The sequence below is a fragment of the Burkholderia sp. MS389 genome (genome assembly GCF_016899425.1).
Classification (GTDB): Bacteria; Pseudomonadota; Gammaproteobacteria; order Burkholderiales; family Burkholderiaceae; genus Burkholderia; species Burkholderia sola.
Genome location: NZ_CP045996.1, coordinates 273,949 through 292,424, shown reverse-complemented (window position 1 = coordinate 292,424; position 18,476 = coordinate 273,949). Strand labels below are relative to the sequence as shown.

20 protein-coding genes are annotated in these 18,476 nt (G+C 67.0%); 8 read left to right on the top strand and 12 right to left on the bottom strand.

Annotated elements, in window-relative coordinates:
• Positions 1-6 precede the first annotated feature (6 nt).
• Entirely contained in the window at positions 7-1,077 is a 1,071-nt protein-coding gene (locus GJG85_RS30915) for a lysozyme inhibitor LprI family protein (RefSeq protein WP_089490196.1), read from the bottom strand.
• Positions 1,078-1,193: 116 nt separating this feature from the next.
• On the opposite strand from GJG85_RS30915, the gene GJG85_RS30910 reads away from it, so the two are divergent.
• Positions 1,194-1,472, top strand: a complete 279-nt coding sequence (locus GJG85_RS30910; RefSeq protein WP_143328927.1) for a hypothetical protein — start codon at positions 1,194-1,196, stop codon at positions 1,470-1,472.
• Positions 1,473-1,474: 2 nt separating this feature from the next.
• Here the strand turns inward: GJG85_RS30910 and GJG85_RS30905 are convergent, their stop codons facing one another.
• Positions 1,475-2,596 carry a Fic family protein gene (locus GJG85_RS30905; RefSeq protein WP_204384718.1) on the bottom strand — a complete coding sequence of 374 codons (1,122 nt, stop codon included), beginning with the start codon at positions 2,594-2,596 and terminating at the stop codon, positions 1,475-1,477.
• Between the two features lie 92 nt (positions 2,597-2,688).
• Positions 2,689-3,606: a LysR family transcriptional regulator gene (locus GJG85_RS30900; protein ID WP_089490136.1), complete on the bottom strand. Its 918-nt coding sequence runs from the start codon at positions 3,604-3,606 to the stop codon at positions 2,689-2,691.
• A gap of 128 nt (positions 3,607-3,734) precedes the next feature.
• Here GJG85_RS30900 and GJG85_RS30895 point away from each other — a divergent pair, with 128 nt between their 5' ends.
• On the top strand, positions 3,735-4,460 hold the full coding sequence (locus GJG85_RS30895; RefSeq protein ID WP_050015583.1) for a pirin family protein: 726 nt from the start codon (positions 3,735-3,737) through the stop codon (positions 4,458-4,460).
• Between the two features lie 61 nt (positions 4,461-4,521).
• Positions 4,522-5,124 (top strand): NAD(P)H:quinone oxidoreductase, encoded by a 603-nt coding sequence (wrbA, locus tag GJG85_RS30890; protein ID WP_050015585.1) that lies wholly within the window; start codon positions 4,522-4,524, stop codon positions 5,122-5,124.
• A 106-nt stretch (positions 5,125-5,230) separates the two neighbouring features.
• Here the strand turns inward: wrbA and GJG85_RS30885 are convergent, their stop codons facing one another.
• The 6 genes from GJG85_RS30885 to GJG85_RS30860 all read right to left on the bottom strand — a co-directional run bounded on the left by GJG85_RS30885 (position 5,231) and on the right by GJG85_RS30860 (position 9,405).
• Positions 5,231-5,539: a hypothetical protein gene (locus GJG85_RS30885; RefSeq protein WP_050015587.1), complete on the bottom strand. Its 309-nt coding sequence runs from the start codon at positions 5,537-5,539 to the stop codon at positions 5,231-5,233.
• 230 nt (positions 5,540-5,769) lie between these two features.
• Positions 5,770-6,504 carry an LrgB family protein gene (locus GJG85_RS30880; protein ID WP_050015589.1) on the bottom strand — a complete coding sequence of 245 codons (735 nt, stop codon included), beginning with the start codon at positions 6,502-6,504 and terminating at the stop codon, positions 5,770-5,772.
• Complete coding sequence (locus GJG85_RS30875; RefSeq protein WP_089490138.1) at positions 6,501-6,872, bottom strand: CidA/LrgA family protein; 372 nt, start codon at positions 6,870-6,872, stop codon at positions 6,501-6,503. Before GJG85_RS30875 ends, GJG85_RS30880 begins: the two co-directional genes overlap by 4 nt.
• A gap of 228 nt (positions 6,873-7,100) precedes the next feature.
• A complete protein-coding gene (locus GJG85_RS30870) occupies positions 7,101-8,129 on the bottom strand; it encodes an alpha/beta hydrolase (RefSeq protein ID WP_050015592.1) in 1,029 nt (342 codons plus the stop codon).
• Between the two features lie 54 nt (positions 8,130-8,183).
• Complete coding sequence (locus tag GJG85_RS30865) at positions 8,184-8,612, bottom strand: organic hydroperoxide resistance protein (RefSeq protein ID WP_050015594.1); 429 nt, start codon at positions 8,610-8,612, stop codon at positions 8,184-8,186.
• Positions 8,613-8,838: 226 nt separating this feature from the next.
• Complete coding sequence (locus tag GJG85_RS30860) at positions 8,839-9,405, bottom strand: TetR/AcrR family transcriptional regulator (RefSeq protein WP_050015596.1); 567 nt, start codon at positions 9,403-9,405, stop codon at positions 8,839-8,841.
• A 307-nt stretch (positions 9,406-9,712) separates the two neighbouring features.
• Here GJG85_RS30860 and GJG85_RS30855 point away from each other — a divergent pair, with 307 nt between their 5' ends.
• Together GJG85_RS30855 and GJG85_RS30850 are read left to right on the top strand one after the other, a co-directional pair.
• Positions 9,713-11,566: an ABC transporter ATP-binding protein gene (locus tag GJG85_RS30855; protein ID WP_204384716.1), complete on the top strand. Its 1,854-nt coding sequence runs from the start codon at positions 9,713-9,715 to the stop codon at positions 11,564-11,566.
• A gap of 175 nt (positions 11,567-11,741) precedes the next feature.
• Positions 11,742-12,914, top strand: coding sequence for a porin (locus GJG85_RS30850; RefSeq protein ID WP_204384714.1), 1,173 nt, complete (start codon positions 11,742-11,744; stop codon positions 12,912-12,914).
• 80 nt (positions 12,915-12,994) lie between these two features.
• On the opposite strand, the gene GJG85_RS30845 is transcribed toward GJG85_RS30850, so the two are convergent.
• The 3 genes from GJG85_RS30845 to GJG85_RS30835 all read right to left on the bottom strand — a co-directional run bounded on the left by GJG85_RS30845 (position 12,995) and on the right by GJG85_RS30835 (position 15,368).
• Positions 12,995-13,459: a sodium:proline symporter gene (locus GJG85_RS30845; protein ID WP_204384712.1), complete on the bottom strand. Its 465-nt coding sequence runs from the start codon at positions 13,457-13,459 to the stop codon at positions 12,995-12,997.
• Positions 13,460-13,519: 60 nt separating this feature from the next.
• Positions 13,520-14,185, bottom strand: coding sequence for a hypothetical protein (locus GJG85_RS30840; RefSeq protein WP_050015628.1), 666 nt, complete (start codon positions 14,183-14,185; stop codon positions 13,520-13,522).
• A gap of 220 nt (positions 14,186-14,405) precedes the next feature.
• A complete protein-coding gene (locus tag GJG85_RS30835) occupies positions 14,406-15,368 on the bottom strand; it encodes a LysR substrate-binding domain-containing protein (protein WP_089490143.1) in 963 nt (320 codons plus the stop codon).
• A 57-nt stretch (positions 15,369-15,425) separates the two neighbouring features.
• Between GJG85_RS30835 and GJG85_RS30830 the strand changes: the two genes are divergently transcribed.
• From GJG85_RS30830 to GJG85_RS30820, 3 genes are all read left to right on the top strand, one after another.
• Positions 15,426-16,325: an EamA family transporter gene (locus GJG85_RS30830; protein ID WP_050015631.1), complete on the top strand. Its 900-nt coding sequence runs from the start codon at positions 15,426-15,428 to the stop codon at positions 16,323-16,325.
• Positions 16,326-16,895: 570 nt separating this feature from the next.
• Complete coding sequence (locus tag GJG85_RS30825) at positions 16,896-18,050, top strand: branched-chain amino acid ABC transporter substrate-binding protein (protein ID WP_089490144.1); 1,155 nt, start codon at positions 16,896-16,898, stop codon at positions 18,048-18,050.
• A gap of 87 nt (positions 18,051-18,137) precedes the next feature.
• Positions 18,138-18,440, top strand: coding sequence for a hypothetical protein (locus tag GJG85_RS30820; RefSeq protein ID WP_050015635.1), 303 nt, complete (start codon positions 18,138-18,140; stop codon positions 18,438-18,440).
• The last annotated feature ends 36 nt before the right edge of the window (positions 18,441-18,476 follow it).

Genomic DNA, 18,476 nt, shown 5'->3' with positions numbered 1-18,476 from the left:
CCCTGCTTACTGCATCACGTCGATCGGCAGCGTCTTGTCGAGATTGTCGTGCCACGCGTTGATCGTCTTCGGCACCGTTTTCTTCCACGCGGGCACGTTCGAGTAGTAACGCATCCGGACGTTGTTCTTCGCATCGAACACGAGCAGCCCGATCCACAGATCGGTGCCGCGGCGCATCACGATCGCCGCGTTCGTCGTCGCGATGCCGCGCACCCAGTACGACGTCACGTGTGCGTTGAGGCCATCGAGGTCCTTCTCGTCGGCGCTGAGATTGACCACGTCGACGAGCGTCTGATAGTCGGCGCCGAGCAGTTTGTGCGCGGCCGCGTTCTGCTGTGCGTCCGCGACGACCTTGAGGCTCAGCAGGTCGGCCGGCGGCTTTGACTGCGACTGCGCGGCGGTCACGTAGTTGCCTGCGTACATGACGCCCATACCTGCGTCGCAATCGACATCGGCACCCTGCTGCGTGACGCGGATGCGTCCGCCCTTCCGGTCGAAGTCAAGCCGGCATTTGTCCCGGCGATAGGTTCCGCTGTCACCGTGCAGCACGATGTTGCCGTCGAGCCCGCCATCATGGGCGCCGTTGTTGGCGCTCAGCTCGAAATGCAGGCGCGGCACCGTGCCGGTAAACGTCAGCACACCGCCGAACGATGGGTTGTCGCTGTCGAGATACCACGTCTGCTGCCAGCGATCGGCGGCCAGCGGCATGCCATTCAGGCTCGCGAGCCGTTCGCGGTAGCGGTCGCCCAGGCACGACGCATCGCTGCCGCACTGGTCGCGTTGCTTGAGCCACTTCAATTGCGCGGCCTTCAGCGCGGCCGTATCGCCGCCCTTCGCGAGCGCCCGCTTCCACGCCGTCGACAAATCGCCGTCGAGCTTCGATAGTGTGGTGTCCGCACAGATCCTTTTCTCGGTCGGCGACGCGGCCTTCGCGCAGTCGAAACCGGCCGCATGCGTGACGTGCGGCAGCAGCGTCAGCAACACGGCCGCCGCGACGGATAACAGGTACGTGCTCCGCTTGCCGCTTGCGCAACGTGCAGCGTGCGCGCGCGGATTCGATCGGTTGTGAATGGTCATCGGCTTGATCGTCGCTGGGTCGCGCATCCGTAGAAGCTACGTGCACGCGACATTCGAGGTAAAAACGCCCGGCCCGGCATGCGACGCATGGCGCCGCCCGGCGAAGCGTAACCCGAATGCGCGACGCCGATCAATCGACGTTCGATGTTGTCGGAACTATCTCGACGCCCGCGCCGCAGTGCACGATACCGTCGCGCAGCGCAGCTTTCGTCGCGCGATCGACGATCCCGATGAACACGATCGCGCGAGCGCCGTCACGCCTGATCGGCCCGCCGTCTTCCATCGGCGAGAACCGGATGCGCCGCAACCTGCCACACACGTCTGGCAATCGCACCGGCTGCATCGGCCACGCACATGACGCCTTTCGCGCGCAGGGCGAGACGAGCCGGCAATGACGTCAGCCGTCGAACGGCACCAGCTCATAACTCGTGCTCCGCCCGCCGGACGCCGAGCGCCGCAACATGCGCTGCTCGACGAGCTCCGTGATGTCGCGCAGCGCCGTGTCTTGCGAGCATTTCGCGAGAGCGGCCCACTTGGTGGTCGTCAGCTTCCCTTCGAAGCCGTCGAGCAGGCGATTCATGACCTTGACCTGGCGTTCGTTCAGCGCGACGCCCGCGCATCGCTGCCAGAAGCGCGCCTTGATCAGCACCGCATCGAGCGTCGTGTGCGCATGATCGATGGCCCGACCCAGCGTGTCCAGAAACCACGCGAGCCACTCGGTGACGTCGAGCGAGCCGCGCTGCGTGCGCTCCAGCACGTCGTAATACGCGTTGCGCTCGCGCTCGATCTGCGCGGACAGGCTGTAGAAACGCTGCGGGCTTCGATCCGCGCGCGCCAGCACCAGATCGCCGAGCGCGCGCGCGATACGACCGTTGCCGTCGTCGAACGGGTGGAGCGTGACGAACCACAGATGGGCGAGCCCGGCCCGGATCAGCAACGGCTCGGCCGGCGGCGCGTTGAGCCACGCGAGAAAGCGCTCGATCTCGTGCGTCAGGCGTACGGCCGGCGGCGCCTCGAAATGCACGCGCTGCCGGCCGATCGGCCCGGAGACCACCTGCATCGGCCCGCTCGCATCCGTGCGCCATTCGCCGACCGTGATCCGCGACAGCCCCGAATAGCCGGTCGGAAACAGCGCGGCATGCCACCCGAACAGCCGCGCTTCGGTGACCGGTGCGGCCGAATGGGTCGTCGCATCCAGCACCATGTCGACGACGCCTTCGACGTGGCGATCGACCGGCGCCAGCGCGCCGATGTCGACCCCGAGCCGGCGCGCGATCGACGACCGGACCGATGCGACATCCAGGTTCTCGCCCTCGATCGCGCTGGTCTTGACGACGTCCTCCGTCAGCGCGGCCAGGCTCGCCTCGTCGCGCAATGCCAGGCCGACATCCGCCAGTCGGCCGACCAGCATGCCTTGCGCACGGCTGACGTCGGCGAGCGGCGCGGCGAGGGCCGGAAGGTCGAAGCGCCATGCCGGCCAGTCGGCCGATTCCCAGATGAAGGTGTAATCTCCGCTCATGATGCGGAGATTATCCACCCATTCGCCGCACCACTCAATAATCTCCGCAAATTCTGCGGAGATTACACGCCCCATTCACCGCAAGCGGCCGGCTACCGTACCCGGCCCGCCGCGCTCGCCTCCGCCCCGGCCGGCTCCCCGAGCCGTTCCGCGAGAAACCCGATGAACGTGCGCAGCGTGACGAACCCTTCCCGGTGCTGCGGAAACACCGCATTGAGCGTGATCGGCGGCGGCACGTACGCGTCGAGCACCGGTACGAGCGCGCCGCTGTCGAGCGCCGCGCCGACGATGAAGTGCGGCAGCAGCGCGATGCCGAGCCCCGCGATCGCGGCGTCGCGCACCACTTCGCCGTTGTTCGCGACGAGCGGCCCCTGCACGTCGAACGTGCGCGCCGCGCCGTCGACGCGGAACTCCCAGCCGACCCGCCGCTCGCGCCCGTACAGCACGCACGTGTGGCCGGCGAGATCGGCCGGCGTCTGCGGCGTGCCGTGCCGCTTCAGGTAAGCGGGGCTCGCGCACGCGATCATCCGCCACGCGCCGAGCGGACGCGCGATCAGCGTCGAATCCTCGAGCGAGCCGATCCGCAGCACGAGGTCGAAACCCTCGCCGATCAGGTCGACGCGCCGGTCGGTCAGGTCGAGGTTCAACCGCACGGCCGGGTGCGCGGACAGGAATTCGGCGATCAGTGGCGACACGTGCGTGATCCCGAACGACAGCGGCGCGCTGATCTTGAGCGAACCATGCAGCTCGGTGCTGCGCACCGACATCGCCTGCTCGGCGTCGGCGATCTCCGCGAGGATCCGCTGCGCGCGCGCATAAAACTCCTGCCCCGATTCGGTCACCGCGAGATTGCGGGTATTGCGATGCAGCAGCCGCACGCCGAGCGACGCCTCCAGCGCCATCGTGCGCCGGCTGACGAACTGCTTGGACAGCATCAGCTGATCGGCCGCCGCCGTGAAACTGCCTGCGTCGACGGTCGCGACGAAGATCCTCAGGTCGTTGAGTTCCATATTGTCCACTCCAGAGCGACAGTCATTATCTCTGCAGCGATTTATTTGTCAAATCGATTGACCTAAGATTCATCTCAACGAACAGCCGAGCCCACTTCCGAGGTCCGGCGACTTCAAGGACAAAAATCATGATCGATATCCGTGCAGCAAACCAACGTGGCCGTGCGGAGCATGGCTGGCTCAGCTCCCGTCATACGTTTTCGTTCGCGAATTACTACGATCCGAAGCAAGTCGGCTTCTCCGACTTGCTCGTGATCAACGACGACCGCGTCGCCCCGGGCCGCGGCTTCGGCACGCACCCGCACCGCGACATGGAAATCCTGTCGTACGTGCTCGACGGCGCGCTGGAACACAAGGACTCGATGGGCACCGGTTCGGTGATCGTGCCGGGCGACGTGCAACTGATGAGCGCCGGCACGGGCGTGCGCCACAGCGAGTTCAACCACTCGCCGGACACGCCGGTCCACTTCCTGCAGATCTGGGTCGGGCCGGCCGAAAAGGGCGCCGAGCCGCGCTATCAGCAGACGAATGTCGCGGCCGACGACAAGCGCGGCAAGCTCGCCCTCGTCGTGTCGCCGAACGGCGATGCCGGTTCGCTGAAGATCCGGCAGGACACCCGGATTTACGCGGGCCTGTTCGACGGCGACGAAAGCACTACGCTGGAACTTGATCCGAGCCGCTTTGCCTACGTGCACGTGGCGCGCGGCAGCGTGACGGTCAACGGCGTGACGCTCGGCGAAGGCGACGGCGCACGCATCCGCGGCGAACAGGCGCTGACGATCGCCGACGGCAAGGACGCCGAGGTGCTGGTGTTCGATCTGCGTCCGGTCGAAGTGACGGCCGAATGGGCGTGATGCCCGTTCGGGAAACCGGGCCCCGCTGACCGCGGGGCCCTTTTAATCGGAGATTCGCAACATGGCCAAGGTTCTCGTTCTGTACTACTCGTCCTACGGGCACGTCGAAACGATGGCGCAGCACATCGTCGAGGGTGCGAAATCGGTGCCCGGCGTCGAGGTCACGCTCAAACGCGTGCCGGAAACGATCCCCGTCGACCAGGCCCGCGCGATCGGCGTGAAGGTTAACCAGGCCGCGCCGGTCGCCACGGTGGACGAACTCGCCGACTACGATGCGATCATCTTCGGCACGCCGACCCGCTTCGGCAACATGGCCGGCCAGATGCGCACGTTCCTCGACCAGACCGGCGGCCTATGGATGAAAGGCGCGCTCGTCGGCAAGATCGGCAGCGTGTTCGCGTCGACCGGCACGCAGCACGGCGGCCAGGAAACGACGATCACGTCGTTCCACACGACGCTGCTGCATCACGGGATGGTGATCGTGGGCGTGCCGTATGCGTGCAGCGGCCTCGTCAACATGAACGAAATCACCGGTGGCACGCCGTACGGCGCGACCACGCTCGCGGGCGCGGACGGCAGCCGCCAGCCGAGCGCGAACGAACTCGACATCGCGCGCTACCAGGGCAAGCACGTGGCGGAACTCGCGAGCAAGCTCGCGTCGTAACGCGGCGGGCTCGCGGGCCCGCCGTCCTGCTGTCCCGCCCTTCCGCAGATGAACGAACGGCGCCGGTTCGACCGGCGCCGTTCGTGCTGTGCCACGCGTTCGACCGTTACTGGCCCGAAGCCGGCGCGGCCGGCGCCGCGTTCGTCGCGGGCGCCTTCTGCACGGCATTCTGCGGATAGTTGCTCTGATCGCCGGTCAACCGGTAGCCGCTGCCGGTGCCGATCGCCTTCAGGTCCGACGCGTGCCGCGCGCGGGCCGCCTTGCGCGCCGCCTTCTTCTGCGCCTTGGCGAGCTGCTTCTGCGTCGGCGCGGACGCCGCCGCGTCCTGCGCGTATGCCGCCGGCGCGGCGGTCAACGACAGACCGAACGACGCCGCTACTGCTACTGCCACCGAAACCACGCGAGACTGCTTCATGGCCGATCTCCTTGTCGATTGTTGAGTGTGGGTCGGACACCGGCGTGCACGCGATGGCTTGCGACAACGGCGCCGATGCAACGTTAGCCGATCGGCGCGCAAATGTCCGTGTGCGTTCCTGAATTGTCCTGATAACGTCAACGATACATGCGCGCCGGGTGCGCCGCCCTTTCGGCGTGCCGTCCGCGCCATCGGGGAAACCGATACCCGGGGCGGGCGCGGGCCGACGCTCAGATCCAGCGCGACAGCACCGGCAGCAGGACCGGTACGACGAATGCCGTCAGCACGCCGTTCAGCCCCATTCCGAGCCCAGCGAACGCGCCGGCTTCCTCGCTGACCTGGAACGCGCGCGCGGTGCCGATCCCGTGCGACGCGACGCCGAGCGCGAAGCCGCGCACGGCCGGCTCGTCGATCCGCAGCAGATTGAGGATGCCGCGCGCGCACACCGCGCCGAAGATCCCGGTCGAGATCACGAGCACGGCGGTGAGCGACGGAATGCCGCCGATCTCGGCGGCGACGGCCATCGCGATCGGCGTCGTCGCCGATTTCGGCGCGAGCGACGCGATCGTCTGGTGCGACGCCCCGAACAGCGCGGCGATGCCGACCGCCGACACGATCGCCGTCAGCGAACCCGCGAGCAGGCCGACGAGCAGCGGCAGCGCGCTGCGCCGCAGCTTCGACCACTGGCGGTACAGCGGCAGCGCGAGCGCGACGGTCGCGGGGCCGAGCAGGAAATGGACGAACTGCGCACCTTCGAAATACGTCGGATACGGCGTATGCGTGAGCGTCAGCAGCACGACGATCATCGCGACCGCGATCAGCACCGGATTCGCGAGCGGATTGAAACGCGCCCGCGCATAGACGGCCTGCGCGAACAGATACGCGACCAGCGTGATGGTCAGGCCGAGCAGCGGGCTCGCGGCGAGATAGACCCAGATCGCGCCAAGCTTCGGGAACGCCGTCATTGCGCACCCTCCGCGGTGCCGCCCGCGCGGCGCTGGCGCCGCAGCAACGCGCGCGTGACGAGCGCCGTCACCGCGATCGCGAGCGTGGTGCTGACGGCCAGCGCGACGACGACCGCGGCCGCGTCGCCGCGCACGCGGTCGGCCGACACCATGATGCCGACGCCGGCCGGCACGAACAGCAGCGACAGGTGACGCAGCAGCTCGAGCGCGGTCGGCTCGATCGCATCGGCCGCCTGCGGGCGCAGCATCACGAAGCCGAACAGCAGCAGCATGCCGATCACGGGGCCCGGCACCGGCAAGCCGAACAGATAAGACACGCCTTCCCCGAGACACTGGAAGATCAGCAAGACCGCGAACGCCTGCAACATGAACCGCTTCTCCCGAACGTGGCCGCGCTGCCGTGCAAGCGCGGCCGATGAGCCGGCGGCTGGCGACGCCGGCGTGAACGATACGCGCGATCGTACCAACAATGCCGGCGGCCGGGCGCGATTGGGTGATCGACACGCTGCCGGGCATGAACGAAACGCCCGCACGCAAAAACGGCGGGCAACGTGCCCGCCGTCCTGTCGTTCAAGTTCGAATGACCGTCGACCGCGTTACTTCAGCCGCGTCGCGATTTCATTGGCCATCGCCTTCGTCGCGGCCTTCGTCGGCGCATCGTCGGCCAGCGCGTTCAGCAGGCCGAAATCATGGATCGTGCCGTCGTAGCGCGTGGTCGTCGCGTCCACGCCGGCCGCGTCGAGCTTGCGGCCGTACGCTTCGCCTTCGTCACGCAACACGTCGAACTGCGCGACCTGGATCAGCGCGGGCGGCAGCCCCTTCAACTGCGCGACGCTCGCGCGCAGCGGCGATGCGTAGATCTCGTTGCGTTGCGCTTCGTTCTTCGTATAGGCGTCCCAGAACCACTTCATCAGCGGCCGCGTCAGGAAGTGGCCTTGCTGATACGCGTTGTACGAACCCGTGTTGAAATTGTGGTCCGTGACCGGCCACATCAGCCCCTGGAAGCGGATCGCGGGGCCGCCCTTGTCCTTCGCCATCAGCGCGACGACGGCCGACATGTTCCCACCGACGCTGTTGCCGACCACCGCGAGGCGGCTGCCGTCGACGCCGATCTCCGCGCCGTGCGCGGCCACCCACTTCGTCGCCGCATACGCCTGGTTGATCGCGACCGGATAACGCGCTTCCGGCGACGGCGTGTAGTTCACGAATACCGCGACGGCGCCCGACTGCACGACGAGATCGCGCACGAGGCGCTCGTGCGTCGGGAAATCGCCGAGCACCCAGCCGCCGCCGTGGATGAACACGAATACCGGCAGCGTGCCCGTCACGCCTTGCGGGCGCACGATCGTGACCGGCACCGACAGGCCGTCCTGTTCGATCGTGCGGTTCGACACGTCGATGCCGGACAGATCGACCTTCACGCCGTTCTGCGCGTCGACCAGCACCTGGCGCGCCTTCGCGGGGCTCAACGTTTCGAGGCCCGGGCCCTTCTGGCCGTTCAGCGCGGCGAGGAACGCGCTCGTCTTCGCATCGGGACCGACGGCATCGGCGGCGAACGCGGCAGGCGCGGTGGACAGGGCGGCTGCAACGGCGGCGGCGATCAGCAGCGGCTTGACGATCTTCATGGTGCGACTCCTTGGTCGAATCTTCGAATGGCGATGAATGGTTGGCAGTGCGACTTATTGGACGAGCGTGAGCGTGACGTCGATGTTGCCGCGCGTCGCGTTCGAGTACGGGCAGACGACGTGCGCGCGGTCGATCAGCGTTTGCGCGATGTCGCGATCGAGGCCCGGCAACGAGATCTTCAGCTCGACTTCGATGCCGAAGCCGTTCGGGATCGCGCCGATGCCGACGCTGCCTTCGATCGCCGCGTCCGCGGGGATCGCGATCTTGTCGCGCGCGGCGACGAACTTCATCGCGCCGATGAAGCACGCGCTGTAGCCGGCGGCGAACAGTTGTTCGGGGTTCGCGCCCGCACCGCCCGCGCCGCCGAGCTCGCGCGGCGTGGTCAGCTTCAGGTCGAGGCCGCTTTCGGGCACCGTCGCACGGCCGTCGCGGCCGCCGGTGGCTTTTGCATGGGCGCGGTACAGCACTTTTTCGATCGACATGACAGACTCCTTTTCAGCAAGTGAATGAAACACCCTTCGAACCGGGGACGGCGTGCCGGCGGATTCCGCATCGGCGTCGCATTTATTTATCTACTCATAGATAGACAAACATCCCCAAAAAATGCAGCCGGATGATCCCGCCTGCGCCAGATTATCTATCTACTACATGATAGACAACGAGATTCAATAAAAAGGCGGCGAACCGCCTCCCTGCTTGCGCCGTCCGTCAGGACCGCGTTTTCCAGACGGACTCGACGTCCTCGAGACGCGCCCGCGTGTGAAACAACCGGCTGGCCAGCACGCTGCCCTGGAACGCCGCATACAACGTGCGCGCCGCGGTTTCCGGCTCGCCGCTGAACTGCAGCGTGCCTTCCTTCGCGCCTTGCGCGAGCAATTCCGCAAGCCAGCTTTCGTTGGCCTTGAAGAACGCCTGCACGGCCTGCCGCACGTTCTCCGGCAAGGTTTCGATGTCGGACGCGAGCATCCCGCACAGACAGATCAAATTGCCGTCGCCGAGCGTGCGGCCGAACATCTTCGTGTACAGGCTCAGCTTCACGTCGGCCGGCAACGCCGGATCGATCGCCCGCACGGCCGCGAGGACTTCGTCGCTGTAGGCCGCCACCGCTTCCAGCACGAGATCGTCCTTCGACGGGAAGTAGTAGTGGATGCTCGACGTCTTCACGCCCACCAGGTCGGACAGGTCTCGATAGCTGAAGCCGTTGTAACCGCGCTGCATCATCAGCGTGATCGCGTGGTCGAGAATCTGTTCGCGGACGGTCGGTTTCGTTTCCATGGATCGAACTTTATCTACTCATAGATAGATAGTCAAGCGGTTTTTTCGGGACGCGTGCGATGAGCCTTCGCGCGAGCCCGATGCGCAAGTCCGGCGCCATTCGCACGGCCGGCGCGGCTTACAACCGGCCTGCAGCACGATCGAATCGATGCGACACTTGAAACTTGGCCGGGCGCTGCGCGACGTCCATCGCCCGGACGGATGGGCGGGCACACGACGGATGGGCCGGCACACGATGACCGCCTCGCATCCGGCCCGGTATCATCGGCCCGCCCGCCGCGTCGGGCCGTATAAGGAGAACAAGTCGATGTATTCGTGGTTTGAACGGCGCCTGCCGACTTTCCCGCTCGAAGATCCCGTCACGCCGCCGAAGGGATTCTTCTCGTTCGTCTGGGCGTGCACGAAAGGCGCGCGCGGCTGGATCCTGCTGATCGCGCTGACGTCGGCCGCACTGGCCGCGTACGAAGCCGCGCTGTTCGCGATGATGGGGCACGTGGTCGACTGGCTGTCGTCGTCGACGCCGGCGCAATTCGGCGGCCGCCACTTCGGCACGCTCGCCGGTTTCGCGACGATCCTCGCGGGCAGCGCGCTGCTGATCGCGCTGCATACGATGGTCAAGCACCAGGTACTCGCGATCAACTTTCCGATGCGGCTGCGCTGGCTGTTTCACCGGCTGATGCTCGACCAGAGCCTGTCGTTCTACGCGAACGAGTTCGCGGGCCGCGTGACGACCAAGATCATGCAGACCGCGCTCGCGGTGCGCGACGCGCTGTTCATGTCGGTCGACGTCGTGATCGGCGTCACCGCGTACCTGATCGGCATCCTCGTGCTCGCCGCGAGCTTCGACTGGCGGCTGATGATTCCGCTCGCGCTGTGGGCGCTCGGCTACGGCGCCGCGTGCGCGTATTTCGTGCCGCGCCTCGGCGCGGTCGGCAGCCGGCAGGCCGACGCGCGCGCGCTGATGACGGGCCGCATCACCGACGCGTATTCGAACATCACGACCGTGAAGCTGTTCTCGCATACGCGGCGCGAAGCCGACCACGCGCGCCACGCGATGGAGGCGTTCAAGGCGACCGGCGACGCGCAGATGCGGCTCGTCAGCGCGTTCGAGATCGTCAACCACCTGCTGTCGACGCTGCTGCTGGTCGGCTCGGCCGGGCTCGCGCTGTCTCTGTGGATGCACGGCGAGGCGAGCGCGGGCGTCGTCGCGGCCGTGATCGCGATGGCGCTGCGCCTGTCGAGCTACTCGCACTGGATCATGTGGGAAATGACGGAACTGTTCGAGAACGTCGGCACGATCCAGGACGGCATCAACACGCTGACGAAGGTGCGCAGCGTGGTCGACGCGCCCGATGCGAAGCCGCTTACGGTGCAGCGCGGCGAGATCGTGTTCGACAACGTGCAGTTCGCGCACGAGGACAACGATCGCGCGGTATTCGACGGGCTGAACCTGACGATCCGGCCGGGCGAGCGGATCGGCTTGATCGGCCGCTCGGGCGCCGGCAAATCGACGCTCGTGAACCTGCTGCTGCGCTTCTACGACGTGGGCGGCGGCGCGATCCGGATCGACGGACAGGACATCGCGCACGTCACGCAGGACAGCCTGCGCGCCGCGATCGGGATGGTCACGCAGGATACGTCGCTGCTGCACCGGACGATGCGCGAAAACCTGCTGTACGGCCGCCCCGACGCGACCGAGCGCGAGATGCAGGACGCGGCCGTGCGCGCGGAAGCGGCCGAGTTCATCGACCGGCTGCGCGACCGCCACGGCCGCAGCGGCTACGACGTCGAAGTCGGCGAGCGCGGCGTGAAGCTGTCGGGCGGCCAGCGCCAGCGCGTCGCGATCGCGCGCGTGATGCTCAAGGATGCGCCGATCCTCGTGCTCGACGAAGCGACCAGCGCGCTCGATTCCGAGGTCGAAGTCGCGATCCAGCGCAGCCTCGACACGCTGATGAGCGGCAAGACGGTGATCGCGATCGCGCACCGGCTGTCGACGATCGCCGCGATGGACCGGCTGATCGTGCTCGACGAAGGGCGCATCGTCGAGGAAGGCACGCACCAGCAGTTGCTGCAGGCGGGCGGCATCTACGCGGCGCTGTGGGCACACCAGAGCGGCGGGTTCCTCGGCGAGACGGCGGACGCGGAAAGCGTGGCGGAGTAGGGACTGCCTGTGACGATGCACGAGCGATCCGCATGCCGCGCGTCAATCCGTTGCGCGCGCATCCATCGCCGCGTCGCCTCATAACGATCCGACAATTTATTGGTTCCCTCGACGATACGCCGTCCGTATCGTTCACCGATTCGTCAGGCCAATCGACCAACGGGGGAATCCAACCATGAAACAGATCCGGTCATTCGCGCTGCTCGCCCTGCCGGCCACGCTCTTCGCCGCTGGCGCCCACGCACAAAGCAGCGTCACGCTGTATGGGATCGCCGACGCGGGCATCGCGTACGTCCACAACGCGCAAAACGCGAACGGCAGCAACGCGTCGAGCCTCGTGAAGTTCAGCAGCGGCAACCTGTCGGGCAGCCGCTGGGGGCTGCGCGGCATCGAGGATCTCGGCAGCGGCCTGTCCGCGCTGTTCCAGCTCGAGAACGGCTTCAACATCGGCACCGGCGCGCTCGGCCAGGGCCAGCGCGAATTCGGCCGCAAGGCCGTCGTCGGCGTCGCAAGCAGCACGTACGGCACCGTGACGCTCGGCCGCCAGTACGATCCGGTCGTCGATCTCGTGCAGGGCCTCACGCAGGACAACTACTTCGGCGGCGTGTTCGCGACGCCGGGCGATCTCGACAACTACGACAACAGCCTGCGCGTCAGCAACTCGGTGAAATACACGAGCCCGCTGATCGCCGGCTTCCAGTTCGCGGCGCTGTACGGCTTCGGCGGCGTCGCCGGCGCGACCGGCAGCGGCCGCACGTACAGCTTCGGCGCGAGCTACGCGAACGGCCCGCTGTCGCTCGGCGCCGGCTTCTTCTACGCGAACGGCGGCACGACGGTCGCGAACGGCGTGCGCACGTGGTCGAGCAGCTCGGACACGCTCTTCAACACCGTGATCAACCAGGGCTTCTCGAGCGCGAAGTCGATCCAGATCGTGCGCGTGGCCGGCCAGTACGTGGCCGGGCCGGCGACCTTCGGCCTCGCGTATTCGAACACGCAGTACGGCGCGGACACGCTGTCGGCATTCAGCCAGAACGCGAAGTTCAACAACGGCTCGGCGTTCTTCAACTGGCAGTTCTCGCCGGCGCTGCGCGCGGGCGTCGGCTACAACTACACGTCGCTGACGGGCCCGGCTTCCGCGCACTACAACCAGGTCAACCTCGGCGCGGATTACGCGCTGTCGAAGCGCACCGACCTGTATGCGCTGTTCGGCTATCAGAAAGCGAGCGGCAACACGCTCAACGCGAACGGGGCGACCGTTAAAGCGGCCGCGTCGGTCGGCTCGTACGGCGTGAACTCGGGCACCGATACGCAGGAACTCGCGATCGTCGGCATCCGCCACAAGTTCTGATCGTCGCGTCGCACGACGATCGTTCCGACAGGCGCGCACCGCCGTGCGCGCCATACCGCAACGCAGCAGGTTCGAAGCCATTACGCCGATTCGCGTCGGGCCGCATAGTAGACCGCGGCTGCCGTGATCCCGAAGAAAAGATGAGCGATCAGCGTGATCGCGCCGCGCACCGGGATGAACCACGGAAAGATCGCCGTGAACCCATACAGGTTCACGCCGTACAGGAGAAGCCCGAACGCGCCGCCCGCAAGCAGCGCGGCCACGCCCGACAGACTGTGGATCAGCCGTGCCAGCACGGCCGCATAGACCAGCGAAAGCGCCGCATGCACGAGCGTCGCCACGCCCATCACCACCGGATCGAAGCCGCCGGACGCACCAAGCACGTTTCGCCCCATCACGATCGCGGCCGTGAGGCGCGCGTCGCGAAACAGGTTCTGGACGGCGTCATCGCCGGCGATTGTCCAGAGCAGCAACTCGACGACAGTCGATCCGACCGCCGCGCCAAATGCTGCCCAGAGAATCGGAGCCGTACGCGATTGTTTCAATGCTCGTCCTCATGGCCGGCCAATCGATGCATCAAACGAACCGCCGTGAAAACCGGCGTACTACGCCCCTTCGCAGTCCGACCAGTACGCAAACGGGTCGCGATGTTTCGGATAGTGCTCGTCCAGCCATTTCAGCAGCGTCGCGCGGGCATTGTCCATGTCGGCCTTCAACGACGACGTCGTCAGTTCGTGCACTTCGACGGACTTTTCCCGATCGATCACGAAGCAGTTCCAGTCGGGGCCGTCGAGATCCGGATCGTCGGATGCCTTCGACGACTTGCTCCAGCCGAAACGCTTGCGCGCATCGATGTAGTAGCGCGGATGCACCTTCAGATACGACATCTCGCCGCCCTGCAGGCTGCTCTCGGCGCGCAGCACGTCGCGTTCGTCGACGATCTGCGTGACTTCCGGCAGCCGGCGCGAGCGCCATCCGGCCGGCAGCGTCGCCACCGCGCGGACGCTGTCGTACGCGCCCCACTCGAGGCCCCACGCTTCGGCCATGCGCTTCATGAACGCGTCGGCGCTCGGATAACCGCGCAGCTGGATGCGGGTCGACAGCGTGACTTCCACCCCGCCGCGACCGCCGGATGCGCTCGACACCTCGTCGTCCGTTGCGAACGGATTGCCCGGACGCGGCGATTCGCGCTTCGCGTCCGTGGGCGCCAGGCCGGAAAAAAGTTGATCCAGCGCCGCACGCGCTTTCGACGATTTGTCTGGTCTATTCATCGGTTCCCTTTTGTGCAAATTTGAACCCGTACTGTCATGGTTGGTGATTGCCCTGCCGTCGGGCAAAGGCTCGATTCCGCTTCACTGCGGCGATCTCGCCGTATTCCGCGGCTGCATTGTAACGATTCGGCGGCCGCGGCCGAGCGAACGTGACAGGCGGCCCGCCACACGCGTGACGTGCGCGCCGAAGCGGTCGCCTGCGCGAACCGCCGGGTGCGCGCTACCGCAGCGCCTTCACCATCCGCTCCATCAACGCGAGCACCTCCGGCCGACTCTCGCCCTTCGCATGCACGAAGTGATAGCTGAGCAGCGAATCGACCTCGTGGCGGCTCACGCGCACGAGCGCACTGCGCTGCAGATACGCATCCGCCAGCGGCGTTCGCGCAAGCGCCACGCCCAGCCCCGCTTCGGCCGCCGCGAGCACGAGGTTGTAATCCTCGAACCGGCGATCCTGCGCACGCGGCTTGAACGGAATGCCGAGCGCGTCGAACCACGTGCGCCAGCCGGTCACGTCGGAATCGTGCAGCAACGGCATGTCGAGCAGCGCGGCGTCGCCCGTTGCGCGGCGCATCCTGGCCAGTTGCGCGGCGAGCTGCGGATGGGCGACCGGATACAGCCGTTCCGGCATGAACGGCCGGGTGTCGAGCCGACGCCAGTTGCCGCGCCCGTACCGGATCGACAGATCCGCTTCACCGCCGGCGATATCCACGTTGCGCAGCTCGATACCGAGCTCGATGCGCAACGCGGGCGCTTCACGCTCGAGCATCTGCTGCCGCTCCAGCAGCCACAGCTGCGCGAACGCGGGCACCACGCTCATCCGGACCAGCCGCGGCGTGCGCGGCGAGCGCCACTGATCGGCCGCGCTGTCGATGATCGCAAACGCCTGCTCGATCCGGCCGACGAAGCGCTGCCCGTCCGGCGTCAGGCGCACGCCGCGCGCATGCCGTTCGAACAGCGCCATCCCGAGCCAGTTTTCCACGGCGGCCACCCGTCGGCTGATCGCGCCGTGCGTGACGCCGGAGACGTCGGCGGCCGCGAGAAACGAACCTTCGCGCGCCACCGTGCAGACCGTCTCGAGGCTCGCGAGCGGCGGCCGCGGGGCCGGCATCGGCGCGGCGGCCACCGGGCGCACCGGCGCCGGACCGTCGGCCCGCCGTGCCCCCGAGCTGTGAGCCATATTCATATCCGGGTGTTGATCTGTGCGCTAGCTTAGCATCTCGCGACGCCGCACCATGGCTTCATGAATACACTTTCGTCACCGACGTCGCGCGGCGCGCGACAATCGCTCGTCGCGGCAGCGGCGGTCGCGTTCACGATCGTCTCGTGGGCGTCCGCGTTCCCGTTCATCCGGATCGGCCTGCACGGCCTCGCGCCGCTGCAGCTTGCGGCCGCGCGCTTCGCGACCGCCGCGTTGCTCGTGATCGCGTGGCTCGCATGGCGACGGCCGCCGCTGCCGACGAAAGCCGACGCGTGGCGCTTTCTCGCGTGCGGCCTGCTCGGCATCGCACTCTACAACGCGCTGCTCAATACCGGCGAACAGACCGTGTCGGCCGGCGCGGCGAGCTTCATCGTGAACACGCTGCCGATCTTCACCGCGTTGCTGGCCGCCGTGTTTCTGCGCGAGCGCTTCAATCGCTGGGGCTGGCTCGGGTCGCTGATCAGCCTGGCCGGCATCGCGGTGATCGCGCAAGGGCAGCCCGGCGGCCTCGTGCTCGGCTCGGGGAGCACGCTGATCCTCGGCGCGGCGCTGTGTTCGGCCAGCTATTTCGTGTTGCAGCGGCGGCTGATTCCCGTGTACGGCGCGCTGCCGTGCACCGCGTACACGCTGCTGGCCGGCGCGGTGCTGCTCGCGCCGTGGCTGCCCGGCGCGCTCGTGTCGCTCGGCGGCGGGTCGCGCGACACGGCGTGGGCCGTCGTCGTACTCGGCGTCTTTCCCGCCGCGCTCGGTTACGCGACCTGGACCTTCGCGCTCGGCTACTTCGGCGCGGCGCGCGCGGCCAGCTTTCTCTATTTGACGCCGGCGGTCGCGACGCTGCTGTCGGTGGTGCTGACGGGCGAGCGGCCCGGCATCGCGACGGCGTGCGGCGGCCTGCTGGCGATCGCGGGGGTGGTCGTCGTCGCGTTGCGCGGGCGGTCGTAGCGTGAGAGTGCAGCGAATTGCGTGGCCGACGCGACGATCCGAATGTAGAAGCGACGCCGGCCCCAAAAACGCCCCAGGCTTTGTCGATCCGGATGCGCGGTTCGGCCCGTGCAATCGGCACCCATTCGCGGGCGCCACCGAACTTGACCGTTAGTTGCATTGATCAGCAATCACGCTTGACGAAGCGCGACCATGAAACCGGCTACGCGATGCGCAACCGACCAAACTGTGCAGACAAATCGACCGAACAGTTCCGGATTGACCGCCCATCAGTGTCCATGGCTTCGCCGTGGCGACCGGTCGAATAATGGATGCAGCCGTAAGGCCCACGACAGCGAACCGCAATCCGCGGGCCGCCGCGGCGCGCCGCAGCACACGGAAGCGGGTTCCGATATATTCATACGAATTGCATGGCGTCAGGCGCTCGCTCCCTCGGCCGGGCGGCAAGTCACCCGGCCCGACGCCATGCAAGCGACGCCCATGACGGGTAGCGAAAACCGTCCGATCGCCCCGGCCCCCGGCCGGCCGGTCGAGACGTCAATAGAAAGACATTCAATTCGGAGATGGCAGATGGAACGAAGCACTGTCGGCATGCGCTGCAAATCCCTGATCACCGTTGCACTGGCTGCCGCCGCGTTCGCGGCCGCGTCGAGCGCGATGGCCGACCAGGTCGTGAAGATCGGCAGCGTCGAACCGACGACGGGTGGCATTTCGCACCTCGGCAAGGACAATGAAAACGGCGCGCGCCTCGCGGTCGAGGAAATCAATGCGAAGGGCCTGACGATCGGCGGCAAGAAGATCACGCTGCAGCTCGACGCGCAGGACGACGCGGCCGACCCGCGCCAGGCGACGCAGGTGGCGCAGAAGCTCGTCGACGACAAGGTCGTCGCCGTCATCGGCCACCTGAACTCGGGCACGTCGATTCCGGCGTCGAAGATCTACAGCGACGCGGGCATCGTGCAGATCTCGCCGTCGGCCACGAACCCGACCTACACGCAGCAAGGCTTCAAGACGACCTACCGCGTGGTCGCGACCGATGCGCAGCAGGGCCCGGCGCTCGCGAGCTATGCGCAATCGAAGGGCGTGAAGAGCGTCGCGGTGATCGACGATTCGACCGCGTACGGCCAGGGCCTCGCGAACGAGTTCGAGAAGAAGGCGAAGGCGCTCGGCCTGAAGGTGCTGTCGCACGACGCAACCAACGACAAGGCGGTCGACTTCCGCGCGATCCTGACGAAGATCAAGGGCGAGAACCCCGACGCGATCATGTACGGCGGCATGGACGCCACCGGCGGCCCGCTCGCGAAGCAGGCAAAGCAACTCGGCCTGCGCGCGAAGATCCTGTCCGGCGACGGCGTGTGCACCGACTCGCTGGCCCAGCTGGCCGGCCCGGCGGCCGACAACGTGCTGTGCTCGCAGGCAGGCGCTGCGCTCGAGAAGATGCCGGGCGGCGCGGACTTCCTCGCGAAGTACCAGAAGCGTTTCAACCAGGGCATCAAGTTCGATGCGCCGTTCGCGTATGACGCGGTCTACATCGCGGTCGACGCGATGAAGCGCGCGAACTCCACCGACCCGGCGAAGATCCTCGCGGCGATGCCGGCGACGAAATACGACGGCGTGATCGGCACGACGACGTTCGACGCGAAGGGCGACCTGACGCACGGGATCATCTCGATCTACGGCTACAAGAGCGGCAAGAAGACCTTCCTCGACCAGGTGAAGATGTAACCCGACGCGGCGCCGGCACGACGGGAACGCCACTCGTCGGCGCCGGCGCCGCGCGGGCCGAATGCTGATTCACGGAGACGAAGCATCATGTGTGCAATGGCGTATGCGGAATTCCAACAGGAGTTGAAGAAGGCGCAGTTGACGGCGCGCGAGTTCGCCCGGCTGATCCGGATGAACGAAAGTTCGATCACCAACTATTCGAGCAAGGGCACCGTCCCTTCCCACCTCGCGGTCATCGCGAAACTGATCGGCACGCTGGCCGCGCACGAAATCGACTTCCGGCGCGTGATCCGGCAAATGCGGATCGAGCCGAAACGGCCGCGCGGCGTCGGCGTGTTTCCCGCGGCCGAAAAACCGCGGGCGCGGAAAGCGGCGAAAGCCGACGCCTGACCCGCGCCGGCGAAGGTCGACAGCGGCACGGGGACG

What these genes read in the sequence shown, in the direction of transcription:
- GJG85_RS30870 (WP_050015592.1), bottom strand. Translation starts at nt 8,129, where the DNA reads ATGAAGATCGTCAAGCCGCTGCTGATCGCCGCCGCCGTTGCAGCCGCC.
- GJG85_RS30865 (WP_050015594.1), bottom strand. Translation starts at nt 8,612, where the DNA reads ATGTCGATCGAAAAAGTGCTGTACCGCGCCCATGCAAAAGCCACCGGC.
- GJG85_RS30885 (WP_050015587.1), bottom strand. Translation starts at nt 5,539, where the DNA reads ATGAAGCAGTCTCGCGTGGTTTCGGTGGCAGTAGCAGTAGCGGCGTCG.
- GJG85_RS30860 (WP_050015596.1), bottom strand. Translation starts at nt 9,405, where the DNA reads ATGGAAACGAAACCGACCGTCCGCGAACAGATTCTCGACCACGCGATC.
- GJG85_RS30820 (WP_050015635.1), top strand. Translation starts at nt 18,138, where the DNA reads ATGTGTGCAATGGCGTATGCGGAATTCCAACAGGAGTTGAAGAAGGCG.
- GJG85_RS30835 (WP_089490143.1), bottom strand. Translation starts at nt 15,368, where the DNA reads ATGAATATGGCTCACAGCTCGGGGGCACGGCGGGCCGACGGTCCGGCG.
- GJG85_RS30825 (WP_089490144.1), top strand. Translation starts at nt 16,896, where the DNA reads ATGGAACGAAGCACTGTCGGCATGCGCTGCAAATCCCTGATCACCGTT.
- GJG85_RS30895 (WP_050015583.1), top strand. Translation starts at nt 3,735, where the DNA reads ATGATCGATATCCGTGCAGCAAACCAACGTGGCCGTGCGGAGCATGGC.
- GJG85_RS30910 (WP_143328927.1), top strand. Translation starts at nt 1,194, where the DNA reads ATGCGCGACGCCGATCAATCGACGTTCGATGTTGTCGGAACTATCTCG.
- GJG85_RS30830 (WP_050015631.1), top strand. Translation starts at nt 15,426, where the DNA reads ATGAATACACTTTCGTCACCGACGTCGCGCGGCGCGCGACAATCGCTC.
- GJG85_RS30850 (WP_204384714.1), top strand. Translation starts at nt 11,742, where the DNA reads ATGAAACAGATCCGGTCATTCGCGCTGCTCGCCCTGCCGGCCACGCTC.
- wrbA (WP_050015585.1), top strand. Translation starts at nt 4,522, where the DNA reads ATGGCCAAGGTTCTCGTTCTGTACTACTCGTCCTACGGGCACGTCGAA.
- GJG85_RS30900 (WP_089490136.1), bottom strand. Translation starts at nt 3,606, where the DNA reads ATGGAACTCAACGACCTGAGGATCTTCGTCGCGACCGTCGACGCAGGC.
- GJG85_RS30880 (WP_050015589.1), bottom strand. Translation starts at nt 6,504, where the DNA reads ATGACGGCGTTCCCGAAGCTTGGCGCGATCTGGGTCTATCTCGCCGCG.
- GJG85_RS30875 (WP_089490138.1), bottom strand. Translation starts at nt 6,872, where the DNA reads ATGTTGCAGGCGTTCGCGGTCTTGCTGATCTTCCAGTGTCTCGGGGAA.
- GJG85_RS30915 (WP_089490196.1), bottom strand. Translation starts at nt 1,077, where the DNA reads ATGACCATTCACAACCGATCGAATCCGCGCGCGCACGCTGCACGTTGC.
- GJG85_RS30855 (WP_204384716.1), top strand. Translation starts at nt 9,713, where the DNA reads ATGTATTCGTGGTTTGAACGGCGCCTGCCGACTTTCCCGCTCGAAGAT.
- GJG85_RS30905 (WP_204384718.1), bottom strand. Translation starts at nt 2,596, where the DNA reads ATGAGCGGAGATTACACCTTCATCTGGGAATCGGCCGACTGGCCGGCA.
- GJG85_RS30840 (WP_050015628.1), bottom strand. Translation starts at nt 14,185, where the DNA reads ATGAATAGACCAGACAAATCGTCGAAAGCGCGTGCGGCGCTGGATCAA.